The 25,426-nt window shown below is 63.1% G+C and carries 28 protein-coding genes and 1 tRNA gene; 13 read left to right on the top strand and 16 right to left on the bottom strand.

What is annotated here, in order from left to right:
• Positions 1-29: 29 nt before the first annotated feature.
• Positions 30-518: a GNAT family N-acetyltransferase gene (locus tag BPRO_RS01340; RefSeq protein ID WP_011481239.1), complete on the bottom strand. Its 489-nt coding sequence runs from the start codon at positions 516-518 to the stop codon at positions 30-32.
• Between the two features lie 94 nt (positions 519-612).
• Positions 613-1,296, bottom strand: a complete 684-nt coding sequence (locus BPRO_RS01345) for a cytochrome b/b6 domain-containing protein (protein ID WP_011481240.1) — start codon at positions 1,294-1,296, stop codon at positions 613-615.
• Between the two features lie 201 nt (positions 1,297-1,497).
• On the opposite strand from BPRO_RS01345, the gene BPRO_RS01350 reads away from it, so the two are divergent.
• Positions 1,498-1,953, top strand: coding sequence for a c-type cytochrome (locus tag BPRO_RS01350; RefSeq protein ID WP_011481241.1), 456 nt, complete (start codon positions 1,498-1,500; stop codon positions 1,951-1,953).
• 189 nt (positions 1,954-2,142) lie between these two features.
• Here BPRO_RS01350 and BPRO_RS01355 read toward each other — a convergent pair whose 3' ends face one another.
• The gene (locus tag BPRO_RS01355; RefSeq protein WP_081430559.1) at positions 2,143-2,649 is read right to left on the bottom strand and encodes a TlpA family protein disulfide reductase; all 507 of its coding nucleotides are present in this window, start codon (positions 2,647-2,649) and stop codon (positions 2,143-2,145) included.
• Between the two features lie 16 nt (positions 2,650-2,665).
• On the opposite strand from BPRO_RS01355, the gene BPRO_RS01360 reads away from it, so the two are divergent.
• Positions 2,666-3,370: a DUF4197 domain-containing protein gene (locus BPRO_RS01360; RefSeq protein WP_011481243.1), complete on the top strand. Its 705-nt coding sequence runs from the start codon at positions 2,666-2,668 to the stop codon at positions 3,368-3,370.
• Between the two features lie 52 nt (positions 3,371-3,422).
• Here BPRO_RS01360 and BPRO_RS01365 read toward each other — a convergent pair whose 3' ends face one another.
• Complete coding sequence (locus BPRO_RS01365) at positions 3,423-3,893, bottom strand: cupin domain-containing protein (protein WP_011481244.1); 471 nt, start codon at positions 3,891-3,893, stop codon at positions 3,423-3,425.
• A gap of 279 nt (positions 3,894-4,172) precedes the next feature.
• Between BPRO_RS01365 and BPRO_RS01370 the strand changes: the two genes are divergently transcribed.
• From BPRO_RS01370 to BPRO_RS01380, 3 genes are all read left to right on the top strand, one after another.
• Positions 4,173-5,438 (top strand): 3-methyl-2-oxobutanoate dehydrogenase (2-methylpropanoyl-transferring) subunit alpha, encoded by a 1,266-nt coding sequence (locus BPRO_RS01370; protein ID WP_011481245.1) that lies wholly within the window; start codon positions 4,173-4,175, stop codon positions 5,436-5,438.
• A gap of 2 nt (positions 5,439-5,440) precedes the next feature.
• Positions 5,441-6,451 (top strand): alpha-ketoacid dehydrogenase subunit beta, encoded by a 1,011-nt coding sequence (locus BPRO_RS01375; protein WP_011481246.1) that lies wholly within the window; start codon positions 5,441-5,443, stop codon positions 6,449-6,451.
• Positions 6,452-6,607: 156 nt separating this feature from the next.
• Entirely contained in the window at positions 6,608-7,885 is a 1,278-nt protein-coding gene (locus tag BPRO_RS01380; protein ID WP_011481247.1) for a dihydrolipoamide acetyltransferase family protein, read from the top strand.
• Positions 7,886-8,058: 173 nt separating this feature from the next.
• Here BPRO_RS01380 and BPRO_RS01385 read toward each other — a convergent pair whose 3' ends face one another.
• The 4 genes from BPRO_RS01385 to BPRO_RS01400 form a co-directional block, all read right to left on the bottom strand.
• A complete protein-coding gene (locus BPRO_RS01385; protein WP_011481248.1) occupies positions 8,059-8,682 on the bottom strand; it encodes a pyridoxamine 5'-phosphate oxidase family protein in 624 nt (207 codons plus the stop codon).
• Positions 8,683-9,199: 517 nt separating this feature from the next.
• Positions 9,200-9,703: a SoxW family protein gene (locus BPRO_RS01390; RefSeq protein WP_011481249.1), complete on the bottom strand. Its 504-nt coding sequence runs from the start codon at positions 9,701-9,703 to the stop codon at positions 9,200-9,202.
• Positions 9,700-10,434 carry an alpha/beta fold hydrolase gene (locus tag BPRO_RS01395; protein WP_011481250.1) on the bottom strand — a complete coding sequence of 245 codons (735 nt, stop codon included), beginning with the start codon at positions 10,432-10,434 and terminating at the stop codon, positions 9,700-9,702. Before BPRO_RS01395 ends, BPRO_RS01390 begins: the two co-directional genes overlap by 4 nt.
• On the bottom strand, positions 10,434-10,697 hold the full coding sequence (locus BPRO_RS01400) for a hypothetical protein (protein WP_011481251.1): 264 nt from the start codon (positions 10,695-10,697) through the stop codon (positions 10,434-10,436). The genes BPRO_RS01395 and BPRO_RS01400 overlap by 1 nt, the downstream gene beginning before the upstream one ends.
• Before the next feature lie 162 nt (positions 10,698-10,859).
• Here BPRO_RS01400 and BPRO_RS01405 point away from each other — a divergent pair, with 162 nt between their 5' ends.
• Positions 10,860-11,459, top strand: a complete 600-nt coding sequence (locus BPRO_RS01405; protein WP_041389102.1) for an OmpW/AlkL family protein — start codon at positions 10,860-10,862, stop codon at positions 11,457-11,459.
• A 102-nt stretch (positions 11,460-11,561) separates the two neighbouring features.
• Here the strand turns inward: BPRO_RS01405 and BPRO_RS01410 are convergent, their stop codons facing one another.
• Positions 11,562-12,797, bottom strand: a complete 1,236-nt coding sequence (locus BPRO_RS01410) for a CaiB/BaiF CoA transferase family protein (protein ID WP_041388190.1) — start codon at positions 12,795-12,797, stop codon at positions 11,562-11,564.
• Between the two features lie 209 nt (positions 12,798-13,006).
• Here BPRO_RS01410 and BPRO_RS01415 point away from each other — a divergent pair, with 209 nt between their 5' ends.
• From BPRO_RS01415 to BPRO_RS01440, 6 genes are all read left to right on the top strand, one after another.
• Positions 13,007-13,888, top strand: coding sequence for a LysR family transcriptional regulator (locus BPRO_RS01415; protein WP_011481254.1), 882 nt, complete (start codon positions 13,007-13,009; stop codon positions 13,886-13,888).
• 299 nt (positions 13,889-14,187) lie between these two features.
• The gene (locus BPRO_RS01420; protein WP_011481255.1) at positions 14,188-14,970 is read left to right on the top strand and encodes an aldolase; all 783 of its coding nucleotides are present in this window, start codon (positions 14,188-14,190) and stop codon (positions 14,968-14,970) included.
• A gap of 118 nt (positions 14,971-15,088) precedes the next feature.
• The gene (locus tag BPRO_RS01425) at positions 15,089-16,060 is read left to right on the top strand and encodes a Bug family tripartite tricarboxylate transporter substrate binding protein (RefSeq protein WP_011481256.1); all 972 of its coding nucleotides are present in this window, start codon (positions 15,089-15,091) and stop codon (positions 16,058-16,060) included.
• 260 nt (positions 16,061-16,320) lie between these two features.
• Positions 16,321-17,121 (top strand): transporter substrate-binding domain-containing protein, encoded by an 801-nt coding sequence (locus BPRO_RS01430; protein ID WP_011481257.1) that lies wholly within the window; start codon positions 16,321-16,323, stop codon positions 17,119-17,121.
• 213 nt (positions 17,122-17,334) lie between these two features.
• Entirely contained in the window at positions 17,335-17,871 is a 537-nt protein-coding gene (locus tag BPRO_RS01435) for a dihydrofolate reductase family protein (RefSeq protein WP_011481258.1), read from the top strand.
• 35 nt (positions 17,872-17,906) lie between these two features.
• The gene (locus BPRO_RS01440; RefSeq protein WP_232291472.1) at positions 17,907-18,428 is read left to right on the top strand and encodes a TetR/AcrR family transcriptional regulator; all 522 of its coding nucleotides are present in this window, start codon (positions 17,907-17,909) and stop codon (positions 18,426-18,428) included.
• A gap of 296 nt (positions 18,429-18,724) precedes the next feature.
• On the opposite strand, the gene BPRO_RS01445 is transcribed toward BPRO_RS01440, so the two are convergent.
• Positions 18,725-18,800 (bottom strand) — tRNA-Ala (locus BPRO_RS01445).
• Between the two features lie 135 nt (positions 18,801-18,935).
• Here BPRO_RS01445 and BPRO_RS01450 point away from each other — a divergent pair.
• Complete coding sequence (locus BPRO_RS01450; protein WP_011481260.1) at positions 18,936-19,319, top strand: DUF1801 domain-containing protein; 384 nt, start codon at positions 18,936-18,938, stop codon at positions 19,317-19,319.
• Between the two features lie 117 nt (positions 19,320-19,436).
• Here the strand turns inward: BPRO_RS01450 and cynS are convergent, their stop codons facing one another.
• From cynS to BPRO_RS01480, 6 genes are all read right to left on the bottom strand, one after another.
• Positions 19,437-19,880 (bottom strand): cyanase, encoded by a 444-nt coding sequence (gene cynS, locus BPRO_RS01455; protein WP_011481261.1) that lies wholly within the window; start codon positions 19,878-19,880, stop codon positions 19,437-19,439.
• 65 nt (positions 19,881-19,945) lie between these two features.
• A complete protein-coding gene (locus tag BPRO_RS01460) occupies positions 19,946-20,839 on the bottom strand; it encodes an ABC transporter ATP-binding protein (protein ID WP_041388194.1) in 894 nt (297 codons plus the stop codon).
• Positions 20,829-21,692, bottom strand: coding sequence for a nitrate ABC transporter permease (gene ntrB, locus BPRO_RS01465; RefSeq protein ID WP_011481263.1), 864 nt, complete (start codon positions 21,690-21,692; stop codon positions 20,829-20,831). Before ntrB ends, BPRO_RS01460 begins: the two co-directional genes overlap by 11 nt.
• Before the next feature lie 136 nt (positions 21,693-21,828).
• Entirely contained in the window at positions 21,829-23,184 is a 1,356-nt protein-coding gene (locus BPRO_RS01470; RefSeq protein WP_011481264.1) for a CmpA/NrtA family ABC transporter substrate-binding protein, read from the bottom strand.
• Between the two features lie 117 nt (positions 23,185-23,301).
• Complete coding sequence (locus BPRO_RS01475; protein ID WP_011481265.1) at positions 23,302-23,970, bottom strand: response regulator; 669 nt, start codon at positions 23,968-23,970, stop codon at positions 23,302-23,304.
• Positions 23,971-23,994: 24 nt separating this feature from the next.
• Entirely contained in the window at positions 23,995-25,227 is a 1,233-nt protein-coding gene (locus tag BPRO_RS01480; RefSeq protein ID WP_011481266.1) for a sensor histidine kinase, read from the bottom strand.
• Positions 25,228-25,426: the final 199 nt, after the last annotated feature.

Raw genomic sequence — 25,426 nt, forward strand, 5'->3', positions numbered from 1 at the left:
GTGATTTATTGGGCTGGAAGCCGCTCCGCTCAGAGGTCGACCTTCAGGTAGTGCGCGCCGGCAATCGGGTTGTGGTAGTAGGGGGGGATCTCCACAAAGCCCACCTCCGCATACAGCGCCCGGGCCGATTCCATGTCGTCCAGCGTATCCAGCAGCACGCTGTGGTAGCCCGCCGCACGCGCCATATCCAGGACAGCCTCGGCCAGTTGGCGGCCCAGACCGAAGCGCCGGAACGCCTTGCGTACATACAGGCGCTTCATCTCGGCGGCGTTGGGGTAGTCCACGGCGTCAAGGGCGCGCAATGCGCAGCAGCCGACGACCTCCCCATCCACCATGGCCAGCAGCAGCGCGCCTTGCGGCGCGTCGTAGGCTCCCGGCAAATCAGCCAGCTCCGCCTCGAAACCCTGGAAGCACAAATCAATGCCCAACTGCTCCGCGTACTCGGTGAATATCAGCCGGGTAGCGGTCAGCTGGTCGGGTGTGGCCGGCGTGACGAACTGGATGGAAGGAGGTTGCACGGGATCGGCTGCGGAAAAATCGATAACCAGTGTAGCGTCGTTTGCCGATGGGGTCCGCTTTTGGGTCCGCTTTTTCCACCCGCGCCGGGCGGGCTCAGAACGCGGGCGCCGAGAGACCGGAGATCCAGTAGACCAGCGCGGTGCATAGCCCCAGAATCAGCAGGGCCGCCAGGCGTGAGGCAGTGTCATCGCGCGAGGAGGGTGCCGCCACCGGCAACTCCTTGTCTCCATGCAGCATGGCACCCACCAGCTTGTGCTGGCGGCTCAGGTAAAACGTGATGGCAGCAAGGTGCAGCAGCACCAGCGCGAGCAGCACCCACTTGCCGATGTTGGCGTGGTAGTTGGTTGCCAGGTTGACCGTGGCGCTGGACACAAAGCGGGTCAGTGGACCGGCAAAGGCGATCTCGTCGTCGCTGATGAGGCCCGTGACCAGTTGGGCCAGCAACAAAACCAGCATGGCAAAGACGGACCCTGCGCCGACGGGACTATGGCCAACGCTGTGCTCTGGCTTGCCTTGGCCCTTGAGGTAATTGATCACGCTTTGCGGCGCATAGATAAAGGCCGTAAAGCGCGACCAGTGCCCGCCGACCAGGCCCCATATCAGGCGAAACAGCAGCAGGGCGAGGACGGCGTAACCAAAACGGAAGTGCCAGACCATGGTGTTGCCGCCCGCGCTACCCGTGATGGCCAGGCCGGTCACGCAGGTGACCAGGGCCCAGTGAAACAGCCGCGTGGGTAAATCCCACACCCGCACCCTGCTAAGGCTTTTGTCATACATGCACATTTCCTCATTCATGTTGGCGGCATTCCATCCGCACTGCTTTCGGGCAAGCCGGCTGCCGGCGGTGGGACTGCTCCTTTGGTGCTTTCCCGCAGGGCAGAAGTTCCTGAGGAACTTCCCGGCCATCGCCCACTCAAGCTGCTGGCAGTGCGCCAAATGCATTGCCATTCATCCTGTCATAAAACCCCGAGGAAACACATGAGACTTTTCGCCTCTATCGCCGCGGCCGCCACCCTGATTGCCATAGCCGCACCGGCCTCCGCGCAGTTTGCCAAACCGGAAGATGCCATCAAATACCGCCAGGGCGCGCTGTTTGTGATGGGCCAGCATTTCAGCCGGCTGGGCGCCATGGCCAACGGCCGTGTACCTTTCGATGCCAAAGTCGCTGCAGACAATGCTGAAATCGTCGCGGACATGGCCAAAATCCCCTGGGCGGGTTTTGCACACACGACCGACAAAGGCGGCAACACCAAGGCCAAGCCGGAGATCTGGACTGAGCAGGCCAAGTTCAAGGAGAGCAGTGACAAGCTGGTCGCCGACACGGCGAAACTTGTCGTGGCCGCCAAAACCGGCAATCTGGATGCGCTGAAAACCGCTTTCGCTGCCACGGCCGGCAACTGCAAGTCGTGTCACGACGCGTTTCGAAATCAGTAAGGCCCCCACGCTTTTCACTGCGTGTAATGCGCTGCCTCCCGAGGGGGCCGCTGCGCCTGCGGTCTGGCAAAGCCAGCCCCGCGGCCCCTGCTTGAAAAAGCGAGGCCCTACGGTGATGAGTAGTTGAAAAAAGGCCGGTCCCCGCAAGGGGCCGGCCTTTTTGTTGGGGATGGCGTTGGGGCGGCGGGCTCAGGTCTCGGCCAGCAGCTTTTCAATGAGCTGGTGCAGCGCCGCAAAATCCGGCTCACCGACATAGCGCTTGACGATTTCCCCCCGCTTGTTGACCAGATAGGTCGTGGGCGTGAGCTGCACATCGCCCCAGGCCTTGGCCACCGCACCGGTGTTGTCTATCGCCACCTGGAAGGGCAGCTGGCGTGTCTGCGTGTAATTGACAACATAACTGGGCGGGTCATAACTCATGGCCACGGCCAGCGTGTCGTAGCCCTGGTTCTTGTATTTGTTGTAGGTCGAGATGACCTTGGGCATCTCGGCCACGCAGGTCACGCAACTGGTGGCCCAGAAATTGACCAGGGTGACCCTGCCCTTGAGGTCGGCTGTGGTTTTCTTGCTGCCGTCCAGCAACACGAAGGTGGACTCCGGCGCGGTTTGGGTGCCGCTGCAGCCGGCAAGTGCCGCGACAACAGCTGCGCCAGCCAGTGCCATGCGGCATACTGCCAGGACGGAAATACGTTTCATCAGGAAGGTTCTCACCATGTTGCGTCGTAATTTTAACCAGGCCGGCGTCAGCGCGCTGGGCGCACTGATACTGGCCACCTACCAGCAGGCCCATGCGCTTTCGCTGGGTGATCTGAGCAATGCCGAGGCCAGCAGCGGCCTGAAAACCGCCCTGGAAAGGGGCGCATTGGCAGCCGTTGCACTGCTGGGCAAGACGGATGGATTCCTCGGCAACCCAAAAGTTCGCATTCCTTTGCCCGGTTACCTTGAAGACGCGTCGAAACTGCTCAAAACCTTCGGCCAGGGCAAGCGCATTGACGAGCTGGTGGTTTCCATCAACCGCGCAGCCGAGGCCGCCGTGCCCATGGGCACGGACTTGCTGGTCGGCGCTGTCAAGGCGATGAGCGTCAATGACGCCAAAAACATTCTGCAGGGCGGTGAAACCTCGGTCACCAATTTCTTTGCCGAGAAAACCCGCGTCCCGCTGGGCGCGAAGTTTCTGCCCGTGGTCACCAAAGCCACCGAAAAGGTCGGGCTGGCCAACAAGTACAACGAAGTGGCCGGCAAAGCCGCCGGCTTTGGCCTGGTCAAAAAGGAAGACGCCAACATCCAGCAGTACGTCACCGGAAAGTCGCTGGACGGCCTGTACCTCATCATCGGCGAAGAGGAAAAGAAAATCCGCCAGGACCCGCTGGGAACTGGCAGCGACATTCTGAAGAAGGTGTTTGGCGCGTTGAAATAAGGACCGCGCGCCCCCGCCGTCCAGCGGCAGGGGGCGGATGCCCTTTATTTCCTTATTTTTTACGCGGGTCGTCGGCTGGATTCACGTAGGTCACTCCCCACGGCCCCACGCCATGGACCTGCACAATGGTCTCATCCCGGGTCCAGGCAAAGTGGGCAGTTTTGGGTTGCATGATGGCGACGGCGCCAGCGGACAGTGCCATTGTTTTGGTGGTGTCCAGCTTGTCTCCGGCCCCCATATTGAACGTGCCGGAAATTACCGTGACATGCTCGATTGCCGGATGCCAATGGGCGGCTATCTGGTAATTTGCCGGGAATTTCAGGCGAAAGGTAAACGGGACTGCCTCGCTGAGCGGGCCCTCCAGTACAGATATCTTGGCGCCCGCAGGCAGCGAAGGGATATCCGCCCATTTCATCTCGTCCGGCATCATCATCATGTGGCCACCCGATTGTGCCCAGACCGGAGGCGCCGCCAGGCCGGCCAGGACCAGTGTTGCAGACAATGCGGCAAACGTGTTTCTCATGAGGATCTCCTGCGATTTTTTTTGGAGCCCGTGAAACATGACACGGAGGGCGTCGGCTCCTTCACACCCCTCTATCCTGAGACCAACAACAACGAACAGCAAACGGGAGTGCATGGCGGCTGCTTGCGCGCCATTTCCCGAGGTTGTCTGCAAGTACATCACTTATAGCCGCGTCTGGCAATGGCCGCATCCCCCAAAAGGATGAGCGGAGGGGGCAAGCCCAGTCGCTGGTTTGCACCTTAAGCGGGTCAGGGCTACGATGTGTCAGGGGTGACGCGGATGAACAAGAACCAGGTGCTACGTCTGCATGTGCCGGAGCCTTCGGGGCGCCCCGGCCACGAGACCGACTTTTCCTATCTGCATCTGTCACCGGCCGGCGCGGTGCGGCGCCCGCCCGTGGAGGCCTCCCCCGCCGACACCAGCGACCTGGCCTACAGCCTGGTGCGGGTGCTGGATGACGACAACCGCGCCGTGGGGCCCTGGGTTCCGCCGGTGGAACCGCAGCGGCTGCGCCAGGGTCTGCGCGCCATGATGAAGACGCGCATCTATGACGCCCGCATGCTGATCGCGCAGCGGCAGAAAAAAATCTCGTTTTACATGCAGTGCCTGGGCGAGGAGGCGATTGCCACCGCGCATGCGCTGGCGCTGCAGCCCGGCGATATGTGTTTTCCCACCTACCGCCAGCAGGGGCTGCTGCTGGCGCGCGACGACGTCGACATGGTCGAGATGATCTGCCAGCTGATGTCCAACGAGCGCGATCCGCTCAAGGGGAGGCAGCTGCCGGTGATGTACTCGTACAAGCGGGCCGGATTTTTTACCATTTCGGGAAACCTGGCCACGCAGTTCATCCAGGCGGTGGGCTGGGGCATGGCGTCGGCGATCAAGGGCGACTCTAAAATAGCCTCGGCCTGGATTGGCGATGGCGCCACCGCCGAGGCCGACTTCCATACCGCGCTGACTTTCGCCCATGTGTACCGCGCGCCGGTCATTCTCAACGTGGTCAACAACCAGTGGGCGATCTCCACCTGCCAGGCGATTGCCGGCGGCGAGGCCACCACTTTTGCTGCGCGGGGTGTCGGCTGCGGTATTGCCTCCCTGCGCGTGGACGGCAATGACTTTCTCGCTGTCTACGCCGCTTCGCTGTGGGCCGCGGAGCGCGCGCGCAGCAACCTGGGGCCGACGCTGATCGAGTGGGTCACCTACCGCGGCGGGGCGCACTCGACCTCGGACGATCCCTCCCGCTACCGCCCCGTCGACGATTGGGCGCACTTTCCGCTGGGCGACCCGATCGCGCGGCTCAAGGCACACCTGATGCAGACAGGCGCATGGACCGAGCAGGAGCATGAAGCCACGCAGAAGGAGCTGGAGGCCCAGGTGAGCGCGGCGCTGAAGGAGGCCGAGCGCTACGGCTCGCTGGCCGACGGACACCTGGCCGGCGCGGCGGCGATGTTCGAGGATGTCTACAAGGACATGCCGGAGCATCTGCGCCGGCAGCGCGAACAACTGCTCAGGGGTGAAATGGACACCCCCAGGCGGGAGGCCTGACCATGCAGATGACCATGATCCAGGCACTGCGCTCGGCGATGGACGTGATGCTGGAACGTGACAGCAATGTCGTGGTGTTCGGCCAGGACGTCGGTTATTTTGGCGGCGTGTTCCGCTGCACCGACGGCCTGCAGGCCAAGTACGGCCGCTCGCGTGTGTTCGACGCGCCTATCTCCGAAGGCGGCATCGTCGGTGCGGCGGTCGGCATGGCCGCCTATGGCTTGCGCCCGGTGGTCGAGATCCAGTTCGCAGACTACTTTTATCCGGCCTCCGACCAGATCGTGTCCGAAGCGGCGCGGCTGCGTTACCGTTCGGCCGCTGACTTCACGGCGCCCATGACCATCCGCATGCCGTGCGGCGGCGGCATCTACGGCGGGCAGACGCACAGCCAAAGCCCGGAGGCCCTGTTCACCCATGTCTGCGGGCTGCGCACGGTGATGCCGTCCAACCCTTACGACGCCAAGGGTCTGCTGATTGCGTGCATCGAGAACGACGATCCGGTGATTTTTCTGGAGCCCAAGCGCCTGTACAACGGGCCTTTCGATGGCCACCATGACAGGCCGGCGGTACCCTGGACCGGCCACCCGCTGGGCGAGGTGCCCGAGGGTTACTACACCGTGCCGCTGGAGTCGGCCACGGTGTTCCGCCCCGGCGCCGACCTGACGGTGCTCACCTACGGCACCATGGTCTTCGTCTCGCAGGCGGCGGCGCAGGAGAGCGGCATTGACGCCGAGATCATCGACCTGCGCAGCCTCTGGCCGATGGATCTGCAGACCGTGGTGGACTCGGTGAAAAAGACCGGCCGCTGCGTGGTGGTGCATGAGGCCACGCGCACCAGCGGCTTCGGCGCCGAACTGGCGGCGCTGGTGCAGGAGCACTGCTTCTACCACCTCGAAGCGCCCATCGAACGCGTGACCGGCTGGGACACGCCTTACCCGCATGCGCAGGAATGGGCCTATTTCCCCGGCCCGGCGCGCGTGGGCGCGGCGTTCAAGCGCGCGATGGAGGCATGAAATGAGCCCCCACGCTCACATTCGTTCGCTGGACGAACCGCTGCGAGACGCCGCGGCTCTTCGGCCTGTCCAAGCCGGCGCCAGCCGGCTTGGAGCCGCAGGCCTCAGCCCCTCAGGGGCGCGCCTCCCTAGGGGCGGCCCGGCGGGAGGCATGGCATGAGCATTCACATCATCAAAATGCCCGACCTCGGCGAGGGCATCACCGAGGTCGAGCTGGTGGCCTGGCGCGTCAAGCCCGGCGACCGTGTGACCGAAGACCAGGTGCTGGCCGATGTGATGACCGACAAGGCCACCGTCGAGATCCCGTCGCCTGTGGTGGGCCAGGTGCTGGCCCTGGGCGGCGAGGTCGGCCAGGTGCTGGCAGTGGGGGCGGAGCTGATCCGCATTGAAGTGGAAGGAGCGGGTGCCGCCAGCGAGGCTGCTCCATCCGTTTTGACCGTGCCGCAAGACGCGACCGCATCCATGCCGGTGGTCCCTGCGCCCGCACCGGCATCGACCCTGACATCGATCCCGACTTCGATCCCGGACGCAATCGCTCCCCCAAGCCCCTCCGCTGACAAGCCTATTGCTTCGCCGGCCGTGCGTCGGCGCGCCTGGGAGCTTGGCATTGACTTGCAGCAGGTCGCCGCCAGCGGTGCGGGTGGCCGCATCATGCAGGCCGACCTCGATGCCCACGTGGCGGCGCATGGGACGGCCCCGCCGGCCGTTGCGGGTTCAACGGGTCTTGCGCAGCGCAACGACGAAGAAAAGGTGCCGGTGATTGGCCTGCGCCGCCGCATCGCGCAGAAGATGCAGGAGTCCAAGCGCCGCATCCCGCATTTCACCTATGTCGAAGAGGTCGACGTCACCGAGCTGGAGGCGTTGCGTGCGCGCCTGAACGCGAAGTGGGGCGCGCAGCGCGGCCACCTGACACTGCTGCCCCTGCTGGTGCGGGCCGTGGTGCTGGCCGTGCGCGAGTTTCCGCAGGTCAACGCACGTTTTGACGACGAAGCCGGCGTGGTCACGCGCCATGGCGCGGTGCACATTGGCATTGCCACCCAGACCGGGGCCGGTCTCATGGTGCCGGTGCTGCGCCATGCCGAGGCCAGAGACCTGTGGTCCAGCGCGGCAGAGGTCGTGCGCCTGGCCGAAGCCGCGCGCGCCGGCAAGGCCACACGCGACGAACTCACCGGTGCGACGCTGACCCTGACCAGCCTGGGCGCCCTGGGCGGCATCGTCTCGACACCGGTGATCAACCATCCCGAAGTGGCCATCGTCGGTGTCAACCGCATCGTGGAGCGGCCGGTGATGCGCGACGGCGCGGTGGTGGCGCGGCAGATGATGAACCTGTCGTCGTCGTTTGACCACCGCGTGGTCGATGGCGTGGATGCGGCTGGTTTCGTGCAGGCTGTGCGCGGTTACCTCGAATCCCCGGTCACGCTGTTCGTGGAGTAGGCCCTATTGGGAAGTGGGAAGTGGGAAGTCGCCCGATGACCTGCACATGATCATTGGTGAAGAAGAAAGGAAAGTCCGCCAGCACCCGGCGGACACCGGCGGCGCCGCGCGGCAGAAGGTGCTGGGGCGCTGTCATGGGACGGTTTGCAGTCGGGGACTGATGAAGTCGGCCTTCAGGGGCCTCCCTCTTTCTTGCCGTCCGGACGGTCGCGAGCCGGCAGGGCATCGCGAAAGGCATCAAACGTTTTCCACGCAGGGACTGGCGGCGTGTACCCCGACTTGGGTGCGTAGGCCGAGTAGTCGACCAGTTGCATCTTGTGGATGTAGCGAGGGCAGTTTGGAAAGATGCGCGTTGCCGTGACGCGAACGATGAACACCGAACCCGGGTACTCGGCGCGCAAGGGGTCATTTTCGCTGACCTGCGCTGTACCATTCACCCGAAGTCGCTTCGGGTTTTCGAAGTCCAGGAACAAAAGCCCGACATGGGGGTTGAGCAGAGCATTCCCCCAGGATCTGTACATTCCGTTGCCATCGTAATCAGGAATGGCAAGGGTGTGATCGTCCAGCACGTGCACGAATCCGGGCAAGCCGCCTTTATAGGAACAGTCGGGATGGCCGCTGGCGTCAGCTGTGGCGATGAAGAACATGGGGCAGCGCTCTATAAATGCCCGGTCTTCTCCGGTAAACGCCGCGCGAACAGTCACCTGCTCCAGGCGGTCCGCCAGAGGACGTGTTTCGCGCACGTCCTGAAGGCGCCGCATTCCCTCGTGATACATCGACATTGGATCGTCCGCCATGGTTCCTCCCGGCAGGTCAGTGGGACCGAACCCTGACGTTTTGTGATGGCGCCAGGGGGAAGACTACTGCGTGTAGTCAGCGCTCATTGCACAAGCCGTCCAGGTTTGAAACTGGCAGGATTCAAAGGTTCAAAGGCGGCCTGCAGCAACGATGTAATGAACATTCCCGCTCATTTGCGCGCATTGGCGCACGGTTTTCCGGGGGTGGGAATCAGCTCGTCAAACGAAAGAAGTCTGGGATCCATGCTACTACCGTTGCTGAAGATTTGGCAAAGTCTTTGTTCCCGCCAGCGGTGCCGTTGAGGCGCTTGCAGCACAATGCTGGCGAGGGCCGTTGGCATGTTTTTATGGTTGGGTTACTTGCGTAACCTAAGACGGTTCACCGTTCGGGCAGCGGCAGCCAAACCTCAAGCGCTCTTCGATACCTCAGGGCGAACGGGTAGGTAGGGGAAGGTCAGGACTTGTGCAAGCCTCAATACGCAAGCCTGAACTCACTGGCTCACGCATGGACTCACGGCTACCCGCGCGCAGCCAGCGTTTTGCGCGCAGCCGCCAGCCGCTGCTCCAGATAAGCCCCGTAAAAATCAGGCACGCCCACACCCACGAGCCGTTCGGCCAGTTCCTGCCCGCTGTCACCCAGAAACAGCACCGTTGGCGTGAACGTCGCCTTCCAGGCCTTGATTTGCGCAGCGGCGGTCGAGGCCTTGCCGTCAAACCCGATGAGCGGTGTCGTCTGGTCGGCGATGCTGAGCTGCCAGGCGTGCAGGCCGATGTCCTGGCGCGCGGGCAGCAGGTAGTTGCGCCGCACCAGCTCGCAATAGGGGCAACCGGGCAGGCTGACCAGCAGCACCACGGGTTGATCTTTGGCAGCGGCTGCCATCGCTATCCGGGGGAGTGATGCGGGGACGGGCAGAGCCGTGTCCGCGGCCAGTGCGCGCAGCGGCAGCAGCGCCGGGAGCGCAACACTGCTTGCCAGCGCCGCACAGAACTGGCGCCGCTGTGCTTGCCGCGGCGGCGTCAAGCGGCGCAGTCCAGCAGGATTTTCGTCAGCGCATGCGGGTCGCTGATCATCGGGTCGTGGCCGGTCTGGATCTCGACGAATTTCGAGTTGGGCAGCCAGGCACCGTCCCAGAATTTCGGGTCCCTGGCGCGCAGGCGGCTGGGGTCAATCGTGGCCAGTGCCGGCTGGGTGCAGCTCACGTAGGTGCGCGGCACGGCAGCGACGCGCTGCATGTCGAAATTCAGCGGCGCCTGGTAGGTGTTGCCGGGGTGCGGTGTCTGGCGGCGCTTGACCCATTCGCGGTCGGCGTCATGCAGGCCAAACACCTCCGGGTCGGGCGGCGGAAAGCTGAATCGGGTCGAGGCCTGCGCCGCCGTCAGGCGCTGCTGCTGCGTGGCCGCTGACTGCGTGCTGCTCCAGCTTTCGCCGGGCTTGGGCAGCACCGCATCGACATACACCAGATGCTTGATCCGCTTGGGCACGCGGTCGGCCACGGCCGTACCTATCATCCCGGCGTAGGAGTGCACGGCCAGAATCACCTCGCTGAGTTCTTCCACCTCGATCGCGCTGATCACGTCGTCGATGTGGGTATCCAGGTTGATCGACGGCGACAGCAGGTGGGCACGTTCCCCCAGCCCGGTCAGTGTCACTGGGTAGACCTTGTGGTGGTCGAGTTGCAGGGCCTGGGTAACGCGGCGCCAACACCAGCCACCATGCCAGGCGCCGTGGACGAAGACAAAATTGTGGCTCATCAGATCACCTCGCTTCTTCCAAGTTCAGACAACTTTTCGTCGGAGTAGTTCAGCATACCGCTTAGCACGTCTTCCGTGTGCTGGCCCAGCAGCGGCACCAGCACCGCCCGGTTGCGCACGCGGTCCTGGTTTTTGGCGTAGCGCGGGTCGTTGGCCAGCATGGCGACCTGGGTGTCCAGCAGCGCCATGTCCACCTGCTGGCTGACATGGAACAGGCATTGGCGGCGGTTTGAGATAAGGGTGGAATCGTTGCTTAATGGCAACGATTCCACCCTGGCAAGGCCAGGATTATTTGATCTGCCTCAAGCATTGAACGCGCCGGCGGGGTGGATGACAGACGTTTGAGCCACATCAGCTTGCTTTCGAGGGTGAAAGCATTCAATAAGAGCCAGGGAATGTTCCCTGCTCTTCATTCGCTGCTCATCATGAAAAAACAACTCGTCGCCGCCGCCGTTCTGTCCACCCTTTTGTCGGGTGCCGCTCTTGCACAGCAAGCCACGGAAGGCCCGTGGATGGTACGCGCCCGCGCCGTGCATCTGGACAGCTCCAATGGCGACAGCACCGGCCTGGGTCTCTCGGTGAACAACAAGTGGATGCCCGAAGTGGACGTCAGCTATTTCTTCAACAAGAACGTGGCGGTCGAGCTGGTCGTGACGGTGCCGCAGAAGCACACGCTGCGCTCCAGCGCCCTTGGCGTTGATGTCGGCACGCTCAAGCACCTGCCGCCCACGCTGCTGGGCCAGTACCACTTCCCCATGAATGGCTTCAAGCCTTATGTCGGCGCCGGCATCAACTACACGCGTTTCAGCTCGGTGAACCTGCTTCCAGGCGTTGATATTGACCGCAACAGCTGGGGCCCGGCGCTGCAAGTCGGTGTGGACATTCCGCTCAGCGGCAATATGTACCTCAACTTCGACGTGAAGAAGGTTTACATCCGCACGGATGTGTCGCTCAATGGCAGGAACGTGGGCGAGTTCAAGGTTGACCCCCTGCTGGTGGGTGTTGGCTTGGGCTGGCGTTTCTAAGTTCGGGTTTTTCTGGATATCAAGCCCTGCCGCGCAGCCGCGCGGCAGGGCTTTTTTCATGGCGGCAAGCTCCGTCAGCTGCTGCCAGACACCAGCCCCCTGTCAGATCACCTGCTTGTTTTTCAGGTCGGACAGTTGGGCGTCCGAGTAGTTCAGCATACCGCGTAGCACGTCTTCCGTGTGCTGGCCCAGCAGCGGCGGCGGCAGGTCGCAACGCACCGGCGTCGCGCTGAGCTTGATGGGGCTGGACACCAGCCGCAGGTCTTGTTTGACGGGGTGTTGCCAGTGCGTGACCATCTGGCGCGCCTCGATCTGCGGGTCGGCAAACACCTCGGCCAGGTTGTTGATGGCGCCGCAGGGCACCTTGGCGGCTTCCAGCGCAGCCAGCCAGTCGGCCTTGGTGCGTGTTTTCAGGATGGCCTCCAGCAACGGCACCAGCACCGCCCGGTTGCGCACGCGGTCCTGGTTTTTGGCGTAGCGCGGGTCACTGGCCAGTTCGGGGTGACCCGCCACCGCGCAAAACTTGGCGTACTGGCCATCGTTGCCCACGGCCAAAATCAGGTGATCCTTGTGGCCGTCGGCAGCCGGCGCCACCTCAAACACCTGGTAGGGCACGATGTTCTGGTGCGCATTGCCGGCGCGGCCCGGCGCCTTGCCGCTCACCAGGTAGTTGGCGCTCAGGTTGGCCAGCATGGCTACCTGGGTGTCGAGCAGCGCCATGTCGACCTGCTGGCCTTCGCCGGTTCTCTCGGCATGGCGGAGCGCGGCGAGGATGGCCACCGTGGCGTACATCCCGGTCATCAAATCGGCCACGGCCACGCCGACCTTTTGCGGGCCGCCGCCGATGTCATCGCGCTCGCCGGTTACGCTCATCAGGCCGCCCATGCCCTGGATGGCGTAATCGTAGCCGGCGCGCTCGGCATAGGGGCCGGTCTGGCCAAAGCCGGTGACCGAGCAGTACACCAGGCGCGGGTTGATGGCCTTGAGCGAGGCATAGTCCAGGCCGTAGCGCGCCATGTCGCCGACCTTGAAGTTCTCGACGAAGACGTCGCAATGCGCGGCCAGTTCGCGTATCAGCGCCTGTCCGGCCGGCCGGGCAATGTCGCAGGTCACCGAGCGCTTGTTGCGGTTGGTGCCCAGGTAGTAGGCGGCCTCCTGCGTCTCTGTGCCCTGGTCGTCCTTCAAAAACGGCGGACCCCAGGTTCGCGTGTCGTCGCCGGTGCCGGGACGCTCGATCTTGATGACGTCGGCGCCCAGGTCGGCCAGCGTCTGGGTACACCAGGGGCCCGCGAGCACGCGGGAAAGGTCGAGAATGCGGATGCCGTCAAGTGAGTTCATCCTGCTATTTTGCCTTGATGAAGGCTGACGAGCCCACACCCAAACCCTCTCCCAGCGGGAGAGGGAGAAAGTCGCCTGCTCAGTTCAACGGAGGAAGCGCTTTTTGGCTGTTACTCCTTCTCCCTTTGGGAGAAGGTTGGGATGAGGGTTGCCAGCGAGAGTAGTAGTATGCTTCTTCTCCTCCCGAATGCTCCAACACCCTACTATCCGTGCGATTCGACCTCACCACGCTAAGGCTCTTTGTCAGCGCGATCGAGCACGGCAGCATCGCAAGGGCCGCAGAGTGCGAGCACATCGTCGCTTCGGCGGCGAGCAAACGCATCGGTGACCTCGAGACCGGGCTCGGAGTCGCGCTACTCGTACGCCAGCACGCGGGAGTCGTCCCGACCGTGGCGGGCGAAGCGCTCGCCCGCCACGCGCGCGAGGTCATCAAGACGCTCGACCGAATTCCCGGGGCGGTCAGCACGCTTGCCGCGGACGATCAGCCCGATATCCGGGTGTTGGCAAATCAGACCGGCGTCGTCGTTGTGGCCGCGGACCTCGCGAGTCACCTCGCGCGGCGGCCCGGGGTGAAGATTCGTCTCGGGGAAGGCCAGAGCCTGCCTATCATCGAAAGCGTCGCGCAAGGCAGCGCCGACATAGGCATCATCGGCCACTTTCAGCCCACCGACCGGCTGCACGTCGTTCCCTATCGCAGCATTCCTCTCATGCTGGTCATGCCAGCGGCGCATCCGCTGGCCGGCCGCGGGGCGCTCTCATTCGCGGACGCGCTCGAGTTCGATCTGATCACGCTGATGCAAGGCACCGCCATCCGCGGCTGGGCCCTGGCAGCAGCAGCCCGCATCGCGCGCAAGCCGAAATTCACCATGCAGGTGCAGAGTTACGAGGCGATCCGCGCGATGGTGCAGGCGGGTCTCGGGATCGCGGTCATGCCCGCGGCCAACATTTTGCCGTACGAGGATCTCCTGCAGGTGCGCGCGCTGCCGCTCACCGACGATTGGGCGCGCATGCAGCTCTACCTGGTGTGCGACCGGGGTGCGGCCGGCATTCCTGCGATCGAGGAGCTGCTGGCGCATCTCGCCGCGGCTTGAGCCTTCACGGCCGGCGATGGCAAGCGTTCCGAAAGATCATTTGCGAACGAAGCCGGATGGGTCCAAGCTAAGAGCCTGTTCGCGATTTATTTGGGGACCTCAAATAAATCGCGAACAGGCTCTTGGACATAGTGCCGTTAACCCCGAGCGCAGCGATGCTCACCCTCATGCGTGTTGTGGCGGCCCTGGCGATCGTCGCCGTCGCTGAGCGACGGACCTCGCGCAGCCGGGATGTTCGCGTTCGTCCGGTCGGGGCCGGGTGAGCTGAATACGGGGTCTGCCAGAGAAAGGAGTCACCAGTGAACGAGATCGTAGCCCGGCCGAAATCCGAGTACGACGCGAAGTTTCGCGCCGATCTGGACAAATTCGTGCAGGTGAGCGGCTGGACGCTGCAGCAGAAGGTGGCGCTCGCGTGCCGCATTCTTGATCGCGATGGGCACGAATCCGCGCTCGCGGGCCAGGTTTCGACGCGCGGGGAGAAGCCCGGCACCTACTGGACGCTGCGCTTCGGGCTTGGCTTCGACGAGGCCCGCGAGAGCAACATCCTGCTGATCGACGACGACTTGAACGTCCTCGCGGGCGAGGGCATGGCCAACCCCGCGAATCGATTCCATCTGTGGATCTATCGCGCCCGTCCCGAGACCCACGCGATCGTGCACACCCATCCGCCGTACGCCTCGGCGCTGTCGATGATCGCGGAGGAACTCATCGTGTCGCACATGGACACCTGCGTGCTCTACGAGAATTGCGCTTATCTGCCCGAGTGGCCGGGCGTGCCGATCGGTGACGAGGAGGGCGAGATAATTTCGGCCGCGCTGGGCGACAAGCAGGCGGTGCTGCTCGCGCACCACGGCCTGCTGACCGCGGCGAAGACGATCGAGGAGGCGGCGGTGCTCGCGTTCTACGTGGAGCGCGCGGCCAAGCTGCAACTCATGGCGCGCGCGGTGGGGCCGATCAGGCGGGTGAAGCCGGAACTCGCGCGCGAGGCCCGTAGCTATCGCGGCAGTCCCAAGTACATCGCTGCGACCTTCAATTACCTCGCGCGTCGCGTGCTGCGCGAGGCGCCGGACTGCCTGACATGAACCACCCCCGAAGCGCCTTCGGTGCCTCCCCCTCGAGGGGGCGACACCAGCGGACCGGCAAAGCCGGATCCGCGGTGTCCGCTTGAAGCGCTCGTTTGACTCCAACCAAGGAACGAAAATGAAACCCCTTACAACCCATCGAATTTGCGCGGCCCTGCTTGCGCTTGCGGCCGCGACGGCGTTGGCGCAAAGCTACCCGAACAGGGCGATTCGCATCGTCGTGCCGTACCCGCCGGGCGGCGGCGCCGACATCACCGCGCGGCCGATCGCCCAGATGCTCAGCGAACGCTGGGGCCAACCGGTCGTCATCGAGAACCACGGCGGGGCGAGCGGCATGATAGGCGCGGACATCGTCGCCAAGGCGCCGCCCGACGGCTACACCATCATGGTCAGCGCCTCGGCGGAAGTCGCTCTCAATGTCGCGCTCTTCCCGAAGATGGCGTATGACCCGGTCAGGGACTTCGCGCCGATCACGCTGGCGACGGTGACCCCGATGGCGCTCGTCGTGCATCCTTCGGTGCCCATCACCTCGTTGAAGGAATACATTGCGCTCGCAAAAGCGAAGCCCGGATCGATGAAGTTCGGTTCGGTCGGCGCCGGTACCCCCCACCACTTCGCCGGCGAGTGGCTGAAGATGCTGACCCAGACCGATATCGTGCACGTGCCGTACAAGGGCTCCGGCCCGTTGATCATCGATCTGCTCGGCGGGCATTCACCCAGCGGGTTCGCTACGCTGCTGCCGGCGATGCAGCATGTCAAGAGCGGCAAGCTGCGCGCGCTGGCGGTGACGACGCAAAAGCGCGTGCCGCAGCTGCCGGACGTGCCGGCGCTCGCCGAGACGCTGCCCGGATTCGACATCACCCAGTGGAACGCCGTGTGGGCGCCGGCCGCGACGCCGAAAGACGTGCTTGACAAGCTGAGCGCGGAAATCGCGCGCATCGTGCAGTCGCCCGACTACAAGGCGCGCATGGCGGAGCAGGGCAGCGAGGCCATCGGCAATTCGCCATCAGAACTGGCGGCCTTTCAGAAGGCGGAAATCGACAAGTACCGCAAGATCGCGCAGCAGGCGAACATGAAGGCCGACCAGTAAAGGACAGAGGAAGGAACGCTCACTCCATGCGCGCCCCTCATGCTGGGCGCTAGAGACAATACGGTTCAGTTAAGCCCTTGCCCCTGGTTTGTCATCCAGGACCCCGGATCAAGTCCGGGGCAGGCCCGATCCGGGGTCCATGGATTGCGGGTCGGGCCCGCAATGACAAGTCAAGGTGTTGGTCATTCCGATTCAGGGTGAATAACTTGACTGAACAGTATTGGCGCCAGAGAGCAACCGTAACTTCAAAGGAGAACGCCATGCGAACGATTCATTGGCTGATGACCGGGATACTTGGGCTGGTGCTGGCGGGCTGTGCGGGCATCAGTACCGCCCCCACAGCGCAAGCGCGACAGGCTTTGGCTCCGACCGGCAAGCTTCGCGTTGGGCTCTTGCTTGGCAGCCCCACACACGTGATCAAGGATGCCGTGTCGGGTGAGATGAAAGGGGTGGGATTTGACCTCGGAAAAGAGTTGGCCCGGCGCATGGGGGTTCCGTTTGATCCGATCATTTACCCGTCGATCCCGGCCCTTCTCGACAGCGGAAAAGCCGGCCATTGGGACGTCACATTCATCGGGGTCACGCCCGGGCGCGCGAAGGATTTCGATTTCGCCCCGACGCACCTGGAAGTCGAATTCGGCTACCTCGTCCCCGGCGGTTCTTCCATCTCAACCATGGCTGATGTGGATCGCCCCGGCGTTCGAGTGGCCTTGCAGGAGAGGTCCGGCCCGGATGTCTTCTTTTCACCGCTGCTAAAAAATACCGTGCTGGTCCGGGCATCAAGCAATCCTGGCACATTGGATCTGCTGAAATCCGGGAGGGCAGACGTCATGGGCAGCATCAAGCCCATCCTGTTCGAATTGTCGAAGGAGTTGCCTGGTTCCCGGGTTCTCGACGGTCGGCCTGGCATCGATCCGCACGCCATGGCGATGCCGAAGGGACGGGACCCCGGCGTGACCTATGCGCGCAAATTCATTGAGAACGCAAAGTCAGAGGGGCTGGTCAAGGCGGCGATCGAGAGGGTCGGAATGCGCGGCGCCCTTGTGAGCACCACGCAATAACGCAGAACCGGCCGGAGCCTCGCGTGGCGCGGGGGAAAACTGGTGGAGCGACCGGATGCGGGTGCTCGACTGAGGCGACACCGGCCGTCGTGGAGCAGGGCAGCGAAGGCAGCCTGTCAGATGAGCGTGGTCGGCGCTTGAAGTGCTGGGGAGCCTTGTGTTCGGGTCGTGTTCGGATGAAAATATATACACTGTATAAATAATGAGCATCCAATGATCACCACACATGTATTCATCGCCATCAGTTTGGATGGCTTCATCGCTCGGCCCGATGGCGACATCGGCTGGCTTCTGCAGCGCGATGACCCAACCGAGGATCACGGCTACTCAGATTTCATCGCCGACAAAGACATGATCGTGATGGGTCGGGGGAGCTATGAAAAGGTTGTGACCTTCGACAAGTGGCCCTACGACCGACCCATCCTCGTGCTGTCTAAACAACTTGCCGGCACGCTGGTGCCCGAGGCGCTGAAAGGAAAGGTCCGCTTCTCCAATCTCGCGCCAAAGGACGCGTTGGAGGAACTGACTCGGCAAAACGTGCACCGGGTTTATGTCGATGGCGGGCGGCTGGTGCAGTCGTTCCTGCGCGATGGGCTGATCAATGACATGGTAATTACAACTGTTCCTGTTCTGATTGGGTCTGGACGGCCGCTGTTTGGGCCACTGCCGCAGGACATTGATCTGGCACTGGTATCTAGCCGCAGCTTCCCTTCAGGTCTGGTGCAATCCACCTATCGGCTGGTCCCATGACCCGACCGCGTGGTCGTCCAGCCCGAGGGAAGGGAGTGGAGCGCGACGACATCCTGACCGCCGCGCTGACTCTGTTGGATGAAGGTGGGGGGCAAGGGTTGACAATGCGCGCGCTTGCCACTCGGCTGGGCGTCACTCCGATGAGTCTTTATCACCACGTGGAAGATCGCACCGGGTTGCTGCGGGCGCTATCGGACCGGGTGTATGCCGAGGTGCTGGAGACAACAGGCAGGCCAGCAGACCATCGGGCGGAAATTCGGGCGATTCTGACCCGCTATCACAACGCCGTCGGGAGGCATCCGCAGCTAACGCTGGCTATCTTTGCCGAACCGGAGGCGTTTGCCGGGGTGAGCCGCCAGATCACCGACCGCCTGACCTCGCTGCTGGCAGAGATCACGGCCGAGCACATCCTTTGGCGCGACGTTCTGGTTGACCATGCACATGGCAGTGGTCTGGCCCTCACCACGGCCCGAGGTGATCAGAAGCAGGCCGAATCCGTGCGAGAACAATATCAGCATGCGCTGGATCGCTTGCTAGACCAATTGGTGGAACCCTGAAGGCAAGGAACCGAACAGGGGGCAGCATCGAACGTTTTCTCGTCTTCGCGCTCTGGTCGCCTCCGCTACAGCAGCTCCCAACTACAACCCGGACGCCTCTAAACCCGCACCAGCAAAGGAACTGGCCTCAAGAACGCTCGCGAGACCACCGGAGAAAACGGAGAACAGAGAGGCGTCGGAGGGGTAGAGATGCGGGGTTCGCAGGGACAGCGCTCGCGAGGCAAAGCCCGAAATCCGCGCCAACACTGGCGCTTTGGGAAAAAAATCCCAACCGATAAGGGTTGGATTTCAAATATTGGTGGAGCGGATGAGGATCGAACTCACGACCTCTGCATTGCGAACGCAGCGCTCTCCCAGCTGAGCTACCGCCCCACGTCATTTTGATAATAATCCGAATCGCTCACCGGCGCTCGTAAAGCGTCATGCCGCCATTTTGCAATTACATGCCCAACGGGCGACATCGACATAAGATGCTCAAAATCCACGAACACGACGCGAAAACTTGCCATGATGAAGAAGACTATTCCCGCCACAAGCCCTGACGCATATGTTGCCGCCCTGTCCGGCTGGCAGCGCGCCACGGTGGAGCAATTGCGGGCGGCCGTCCTGGGCAGCGGCACGCTGGCTGAAGTCATCAAGTGGAGCCACCTGGTTTACCTGTCAAACGGGCCTGTGCTGCTCATCCGCGCCGAGGAGAGTCGCGTGCTGTTCGGTTTTTGGCGAGGAAAGCGCCTCGCAGGCATGGACCTGCTTTTAAAGCCCGGCGGCAAGTACGAAATGGCCACCAGAGAACTGCGCGAAGGCGATGAAGTCAACGCTGCCCTGTCGCGCCGCCTCGCCAAAGAAGCGGTGCGGCTCAACAAGACGCTTGGTGACCCCACGAAGCTTTAGCTCACTGGCCCCCACGCTTTTCACTGCGTGCAAACGCTGCCCCCGAGGGGGCTAATTTTTCTTGGGAGCGGCCCGTCGGAAAATTGCAACGCGCCGGCTGCGGCTCCGCTGACAGGGTCAATAGGTCTTGTACGGCAAAAACTTTCCCGACAGCACCACGTTGACACGGTCGCCCTTTGGGTCGGGCTGGCGCACGATGTCCATGCTGAAGTCGATGGCGCTCATGATGCCGTCGCCGAACTCTTCGTGAATCAGTTCCTTGATGGTGGTGCCATAGACGCTGACGATCTCGTACCAGCGGTAGATCAGCGGGTCGGTGGGCACGGGCGTTGGCAGCGAGCCCTTGTACGGCACGACCTGCAGCCACTTTTGCTCCTCGGCTGTTAGGCCAAAAATCTTGCCGACGACTTTGGCCTGTTTCTCGTCAAAGGTCATCTGGCCCAGGCAGCCGGCGGTGACCCATTCCTTGCTGAGGCCCACCTTTTTGGCGACCGATTCCCAGGTGATGCCCTTGGCAACCTTGGTGGTGATGATTTTTTCGGTGATGTCGTTGCGGTTCATGTCTATGGCTCCTGTGTTTGAAGTGGTTTTGAGGCGGTTGTGAAGGGTGGTGTTCGGGTCGGGCGTCAATGCGCCTTGGCGCGCATGACGAGAAAATCGACGATGTGGTTGCGCAACTCGTAGTAGCCCGGCAGATGGTGCAAGCCGGCGCGGGTGCGTTCGCGCGGCAGCGGGTTCTGCACTTCCTCGGCGATGCGGCCGGGCGCATAGCCTTCCGCGTTTTCCGTGCCGTTGCTCATCAGCAGAATGCGGTCGGCCAGCAGGATGGCTTCGTCCACGTCGTGGGTGATCATGAACACCGTCTGGTGCGTTTCGCGCACGATGGTCATGAGCTCGTCCTGGATCGTGCCGCGTGTCAACGCATCCAGTGCGCCAAAGGGTTCGTCCAGCAGCAGCATCTTGGGCTGGATGGCGAAGGCGCGCGCAATGCCCACGCGCTGCTTCATGCCGCCCGAGAGCTGCGACGGTTTTTTGTCGATGGCGGCACTCAGGCCCACCATGGCCACAAACTTTTCGACGTGGGCGTTGACCTCGGCCTTGCTCCAGTCGGGCCAGCGCGACACCACCGCAAACGCAATGTTTTTGCGCACCGTGAGCCAGGGCATCAGGGCATGGCTTTGAAACACCACGCCGCGCTCCAGGCTGGGCCCGGCAATCTCGCGGTTGTCCATGAAGACGTGGCCGGCAGTGGCGCTGTCCAGGCCGGCCAGCACATTGAGGATGGTGGTCTTGCCGCAGCCCGAGTGGCCGATGATGCAGACGAACTCGCCCTTGTCGATGGTGAAGCTGACATTGGCAAACACCGGCTTGGCCGGGACAAAGGCTTTGCTTAAAGCCTCTATTTTGAGGAATCCCTGCATGCTGTGTTCTTTCCGGGAGAGGCTGGGTGCTGCGTGAGGGCCCTGAAGGCCCGTCGTGTCGGTGTGCAAGGCGGGGCGCATGGCGGCTTCACTCCACATACGTCACCATCTTCTGCAACTGGGCAAAGCTGAGGTCCAGCAGCATGCCGACGATGCCGATCACGAGAATGGCAAAGATCACGTTGGTCAGCGACAGGTTGTTCCACTCGTTCCAGACAAAGTAGCCAATGCCGGTGCCGCCCACCAGCATCTCGGCGGCCACAATCACCAGCCAGGCGATGCCCATGGAAATGCGCATGCCGGTAAAAATGGTGGGCGCTGCCGCTGGCAGGATCACCAGGAAGGCCTTGCGCAGCGGGCTGACTTCCAGCGTGCTGGCCACATTGAGCCACTCGCGCTTGACGGCTGACACGCCAAAGGCCGTGTTGATCAGCATGGGCCAGACCGAGCAGATGAAAATCACAAAGATGCCCGAGATGGACGAGTCCTTGATGGTGTAAAGCGCCAGCGGCATCCAGGCCAGCGGCGAGATCGGCTTGAGCACCTGGATGAAGGGGTCAAACGCACGCCGCAGCAGGGGCGACATGCCGATCACAAAGCCTAGCGGCACGGCCACCGCGCAGGCCAGCAAAAAGCCCAGGCCCACGCGCGCCAGCGAATGGCCGAGCTGGATCAAAATGCCCTTGTCATTGGGGCCGTTGTCATACAGCGGGTTGGAGACCTGCTTCCAGATCGCCGCGCCCATCTGGCCCAGCGTCGGAAATCCGGTGGTCTTGGTACTGCCCGGGTCCTTGCCCATCATCTTCTGGTATTCGATCTGTTCGGCGCTCAGTCCCGCGGTGCTGGCTACGGGCGTGCCGGGCGAAGGCAGCGTGGCGGTGTACCAGATGCCCAGGAAGGCCAGGAAGATGAGCAGCGAGACCAGGCCCGCCTTGAGATTTAATGATTTCATGGAGCTACAAGAAGTGAGCGAGCGTGGGATTTCAATGAGAACCAAGCAGGGGCCGCGGAACCGGCTTTGCCGGGCCGCAGGCGCAGCGGCCCCTTGAGGGGGCAGGGAACTACACGAAGTGAGTGACCGTGGGGGCTCATAGCTTATTGATGGCAAAGCTCTTCACATAGTCCTCGGGCTTGGCGGGGTCAAACTCCTTGCCCATGACCTTGAACTTTTTGTAGGCACCTTCCGGCGGCTTGAAGCCGGCGAGCGACATCTGTTTCTTGGCTTCGGTCAGCAGGAACACCTTTTCGGCAATCTGCCGGTAGTTGACGTCGCCCTTCACATAGCCCCAGCGTTTCATCTGGGTCAGCATCCAGACCGCCATGCTTTGCCACGGCACCGGGTCGAAGTTGGCACGATCGGGCACATTTTTGATGTTGCCCAGGCCATCGGCAAACTTGCCGGTCAGCACCTGCTGCAGCACCGCCTCGGGCTGGTTGAGGTATTGCGTCGGCGCGATCACCTTGGCAATCAGGTCGCGGTCCTTGGGCTGGCTGGCCATGAAGGAGGCGCCCAGCACCGCGCGGTAGAGGGCCGCAAAGGTGTTGGGATTTTTCTGGATGAACTCGTCGCTCACGCCAAAGGCGCAGCAGGGGTGGCCGTCCCAGATGTCCTTGGACAGGATGTGGATGAAGCCCACTTCGTCGTAGACCGCGCGCTGGTTGAAAGGGTCGGGGCCGAGGAAGCCGTCGATGTTGCCGGCGCGCAGGTTGGCCACCATCTCCGGCGGCGGCACCACGCGCAGCTGCACGTCGGTGTCGGGGTTCAGCCCGTTCTCGGCCAGGTAATAGCGCAGCAAAAAGTTGTGCATGCTGTACTCGAACGGAATCGCGAACTTGAAGCCTTTCCAGTTCTTCGGGTCGCGGTTGTTCTTGTGCTTGACGTGCAGGGTGATGGCCTGGCCGTTGGTGTTCTGGATGCTCGCTACATTCATGTTGACCTGGTTGGACCCGAGGCCCATGGTCATGGCCAGCGGCATGGGCGACAGGAAGTGCGACGCGTCATGCTCCTTGTTGATCATCTTGTCGCGAATCAACGCCCAGCCGGCGGTCTTGTTGAGCTGGACGTGGAGGCCTTCTTTTTTATAGAAGCCCAGCGGGTCGGCCATGATCAGCGGGCTGGCGCAGGTGATGGCGATGAAGCCGATCTTGAGGTCTTTCTTTTCCAGCGGGCCGCGGTCCTGCGCCATCGCCTGCAGCGCACCCATGGGAAAGACGGAGGCAATCGCCGCGCGCGCGGTGTTGGCGCCCACCGCCCGCAGGAAGCTGCGACGTACGCTGTCGACCGGGAACAGCGCCTTGACCAGGCTGGCCTCCATGAAGCTGTGCGACAGCTCCTGCGCGCTGGCCGCTGCCGCGTCATGTTCGCCCGGTGCATGGTCCTGTCCGCAGGCGCAGCGCAGCATCAGTGGTCGGTCGGCATCATAGGCATCGAAGCGATTGGACATCGGGTTCCCCTTTGGTAAAGATGCCAAGCTCCATGCAAGGGCCGGGCCCATCGGGGTGGTTTGGCCTGCTGCACCCGCAAAACGCGGTGCAGTCTTCGAGGCCGTGTAGGGCCGCCCCTACAAATGGGCGGTTTTGGCGTGGCGCTCGGCATACAAAGCCAGCTCCACGTCATTGCGGGTGCCGGTTTTTTCAAGGATGCGCGCACGGTAAGTGCTGACGGTGTTGGGTGCCAGATTCAGCTGTGCACCAATTTCGCCCACGGACTTGCCGGCCGTGAGCAGGCGGAACACCTGGTGCTCGCGGTGCGACAGCGACTCGGTGCCACCACCGCCACCGGTTTTGGTGGCGCTGTTGCCGACGGCGCTGGCCAGCGCCTCGGCGGCAATGGCCGACACATAGACGCCGCCGGTGGCTACCTTGCGCACCGCGGCAATCATGTCGTCGGGATGGGCGCTTTTGTTCAGGTAACCCGCGGCGCCCAGCTTGATGCAGCGCACCGCGTACTGCTTTTCCGGGTAGGTGCTGAGCATCAGCACCGCCAGCCGGGGCCAGCTTTTCTTCAGTGCCTGCAACACGTCCAGGCCGTCGCGCTCGGGCAGCGCAATATCGAGCAGCACCGCATCCAGGCCGCTGTCACCGCCCAAGGCATCGACGCGCTGCAGGATGTCCGGGCCGGTTTCCGCTTCGGCCACCACTTCGATCTCGGGCGCATCGGCCAGCACCTGTTTCAGGCCTTCGCGCACGATGCGGTGGTCGTCGCCGATCAGGATTTTCACGGTGTTCATGGTGGGCAAGCAGCTTTGTTAAGGTTACTGATTTGAGAGCGGAATGCGGAGGTTAAACAGGGCGCCATGGCCGATCTGGCTTGAGATGTCCAGCGTGCCGCCGAGGTGGCGCGCCCGCTCGCGCATGCCCATCACGCCGTACGCGTTGGCCGCTTCAAAGGCGGCGGCCTCGGCACCCTTGCCGTTGTCCCGCACCGCGATGCTGATGTCCCGGGGCGTGGCCTGGATGGTGATGGCGACGCGGCTGGCCTGCGCGTGGCGGCCCACATTGCTGAGCATTTCCTGGAAGATGCGGAAGATGCCGATGGCCGCCTGCTCCGGCAGCGGCGCGGCGCCGGCCACGTCCATCTGCCAGTCCAGGGCCAGTTCGGCAGACAGCACGAATTCATGCGCCTGCCAGTCCAGCGCGGCCCACAGGCCCTGGTGGTCCAGAATGCTGGGGCGCAGGTCGGTGATGATGCGGCCCACGTTGTCGACGGCGGCCTCAATCAGGCGGCCCATGTTCTGGCATTTGCTGCGCATGCGCTCGCGCATGGACTGGGCTTCGTCCAGGCTGCGCTGCTGTTGCTCGCCCAGGCGCTTGTCGAGCCAGCCCACGTCCATCTTCAGCGCGACCAGCAGGCTGCCCAGCTCGTCATGCACCTCGCGTGCGATGCGGGTGCGCTCGTCTTCGCGCACGCTGTGGGTGTAGGCCGTGAGTTCGCGCAGCTGCTCCAGGGCTTCCGACAAAGCCTGGGTGCGCTCACTGACGCGCTGCTCCAGTACGGCATGGGCCTGCCGCAGCGCGTCTTCCGCCTGCCGCCGCGCCGAGATGTCCACGAACGTGACGACTGCGCCCTGGACCACGCCGCCTTCGACGATCGGGTAGGAGGAATATTCCACCGCAAACGCACTGCCGTTTTTGCGCCAGAACAGCTCGGTGTCAATGCGGCAGGGCAGGGCCTTGCGGAAGGCGTTGAAGATGGGGCACAGATGCTCGGGGTAGTGCGCGCCGCCGGCATGGGAGTGGTGCGCCAGTTCGTGCATGTTGTGGCCCAGCACCTCGGCAGGCAGCCAGCCCAGCTGTTCGGCCCCGGCCCGGTTGATGAAGGTACAGCGGCCGTCCATGTCGATGCCAAAAATCCCTTCTCCGGTGGATTCCAGCAACTGCGAGAGCTTGTCGCGCCAGACCACCTGCCCGGCGGCCGGAAGGTGGGCCGGCACGGCTTGCCCAAGAGCGAGGCCACGCATGTCGGGCAGGAGGGTGTCTTCAACCATGCACTCCTAATAGCAAGCATCGTGCCCAGATTGGTGCAAAAACAGGCCCTGTATTGGTGCCATAGTGGTGCATTGACCCGCCCGTATGGCCGAGGCCACCCACCGCCCGGCCCCAGGATGGCGCGCGAATGGCTGTAAAGTGCGATGCTTGCTGACCTACCTCCCACCACGACCTGACCCAAGAGAGCTGAGAGCGCCT

This window comes from Polaromonas sp. JS666, from assembly GCF_000013865.1.
Taxonomy (GTDB): Bacteria; Pseudomonadota; Gammaproteobacteria; order Burkholderiales; family Burkholderiaceae_C; genus Polaromonas.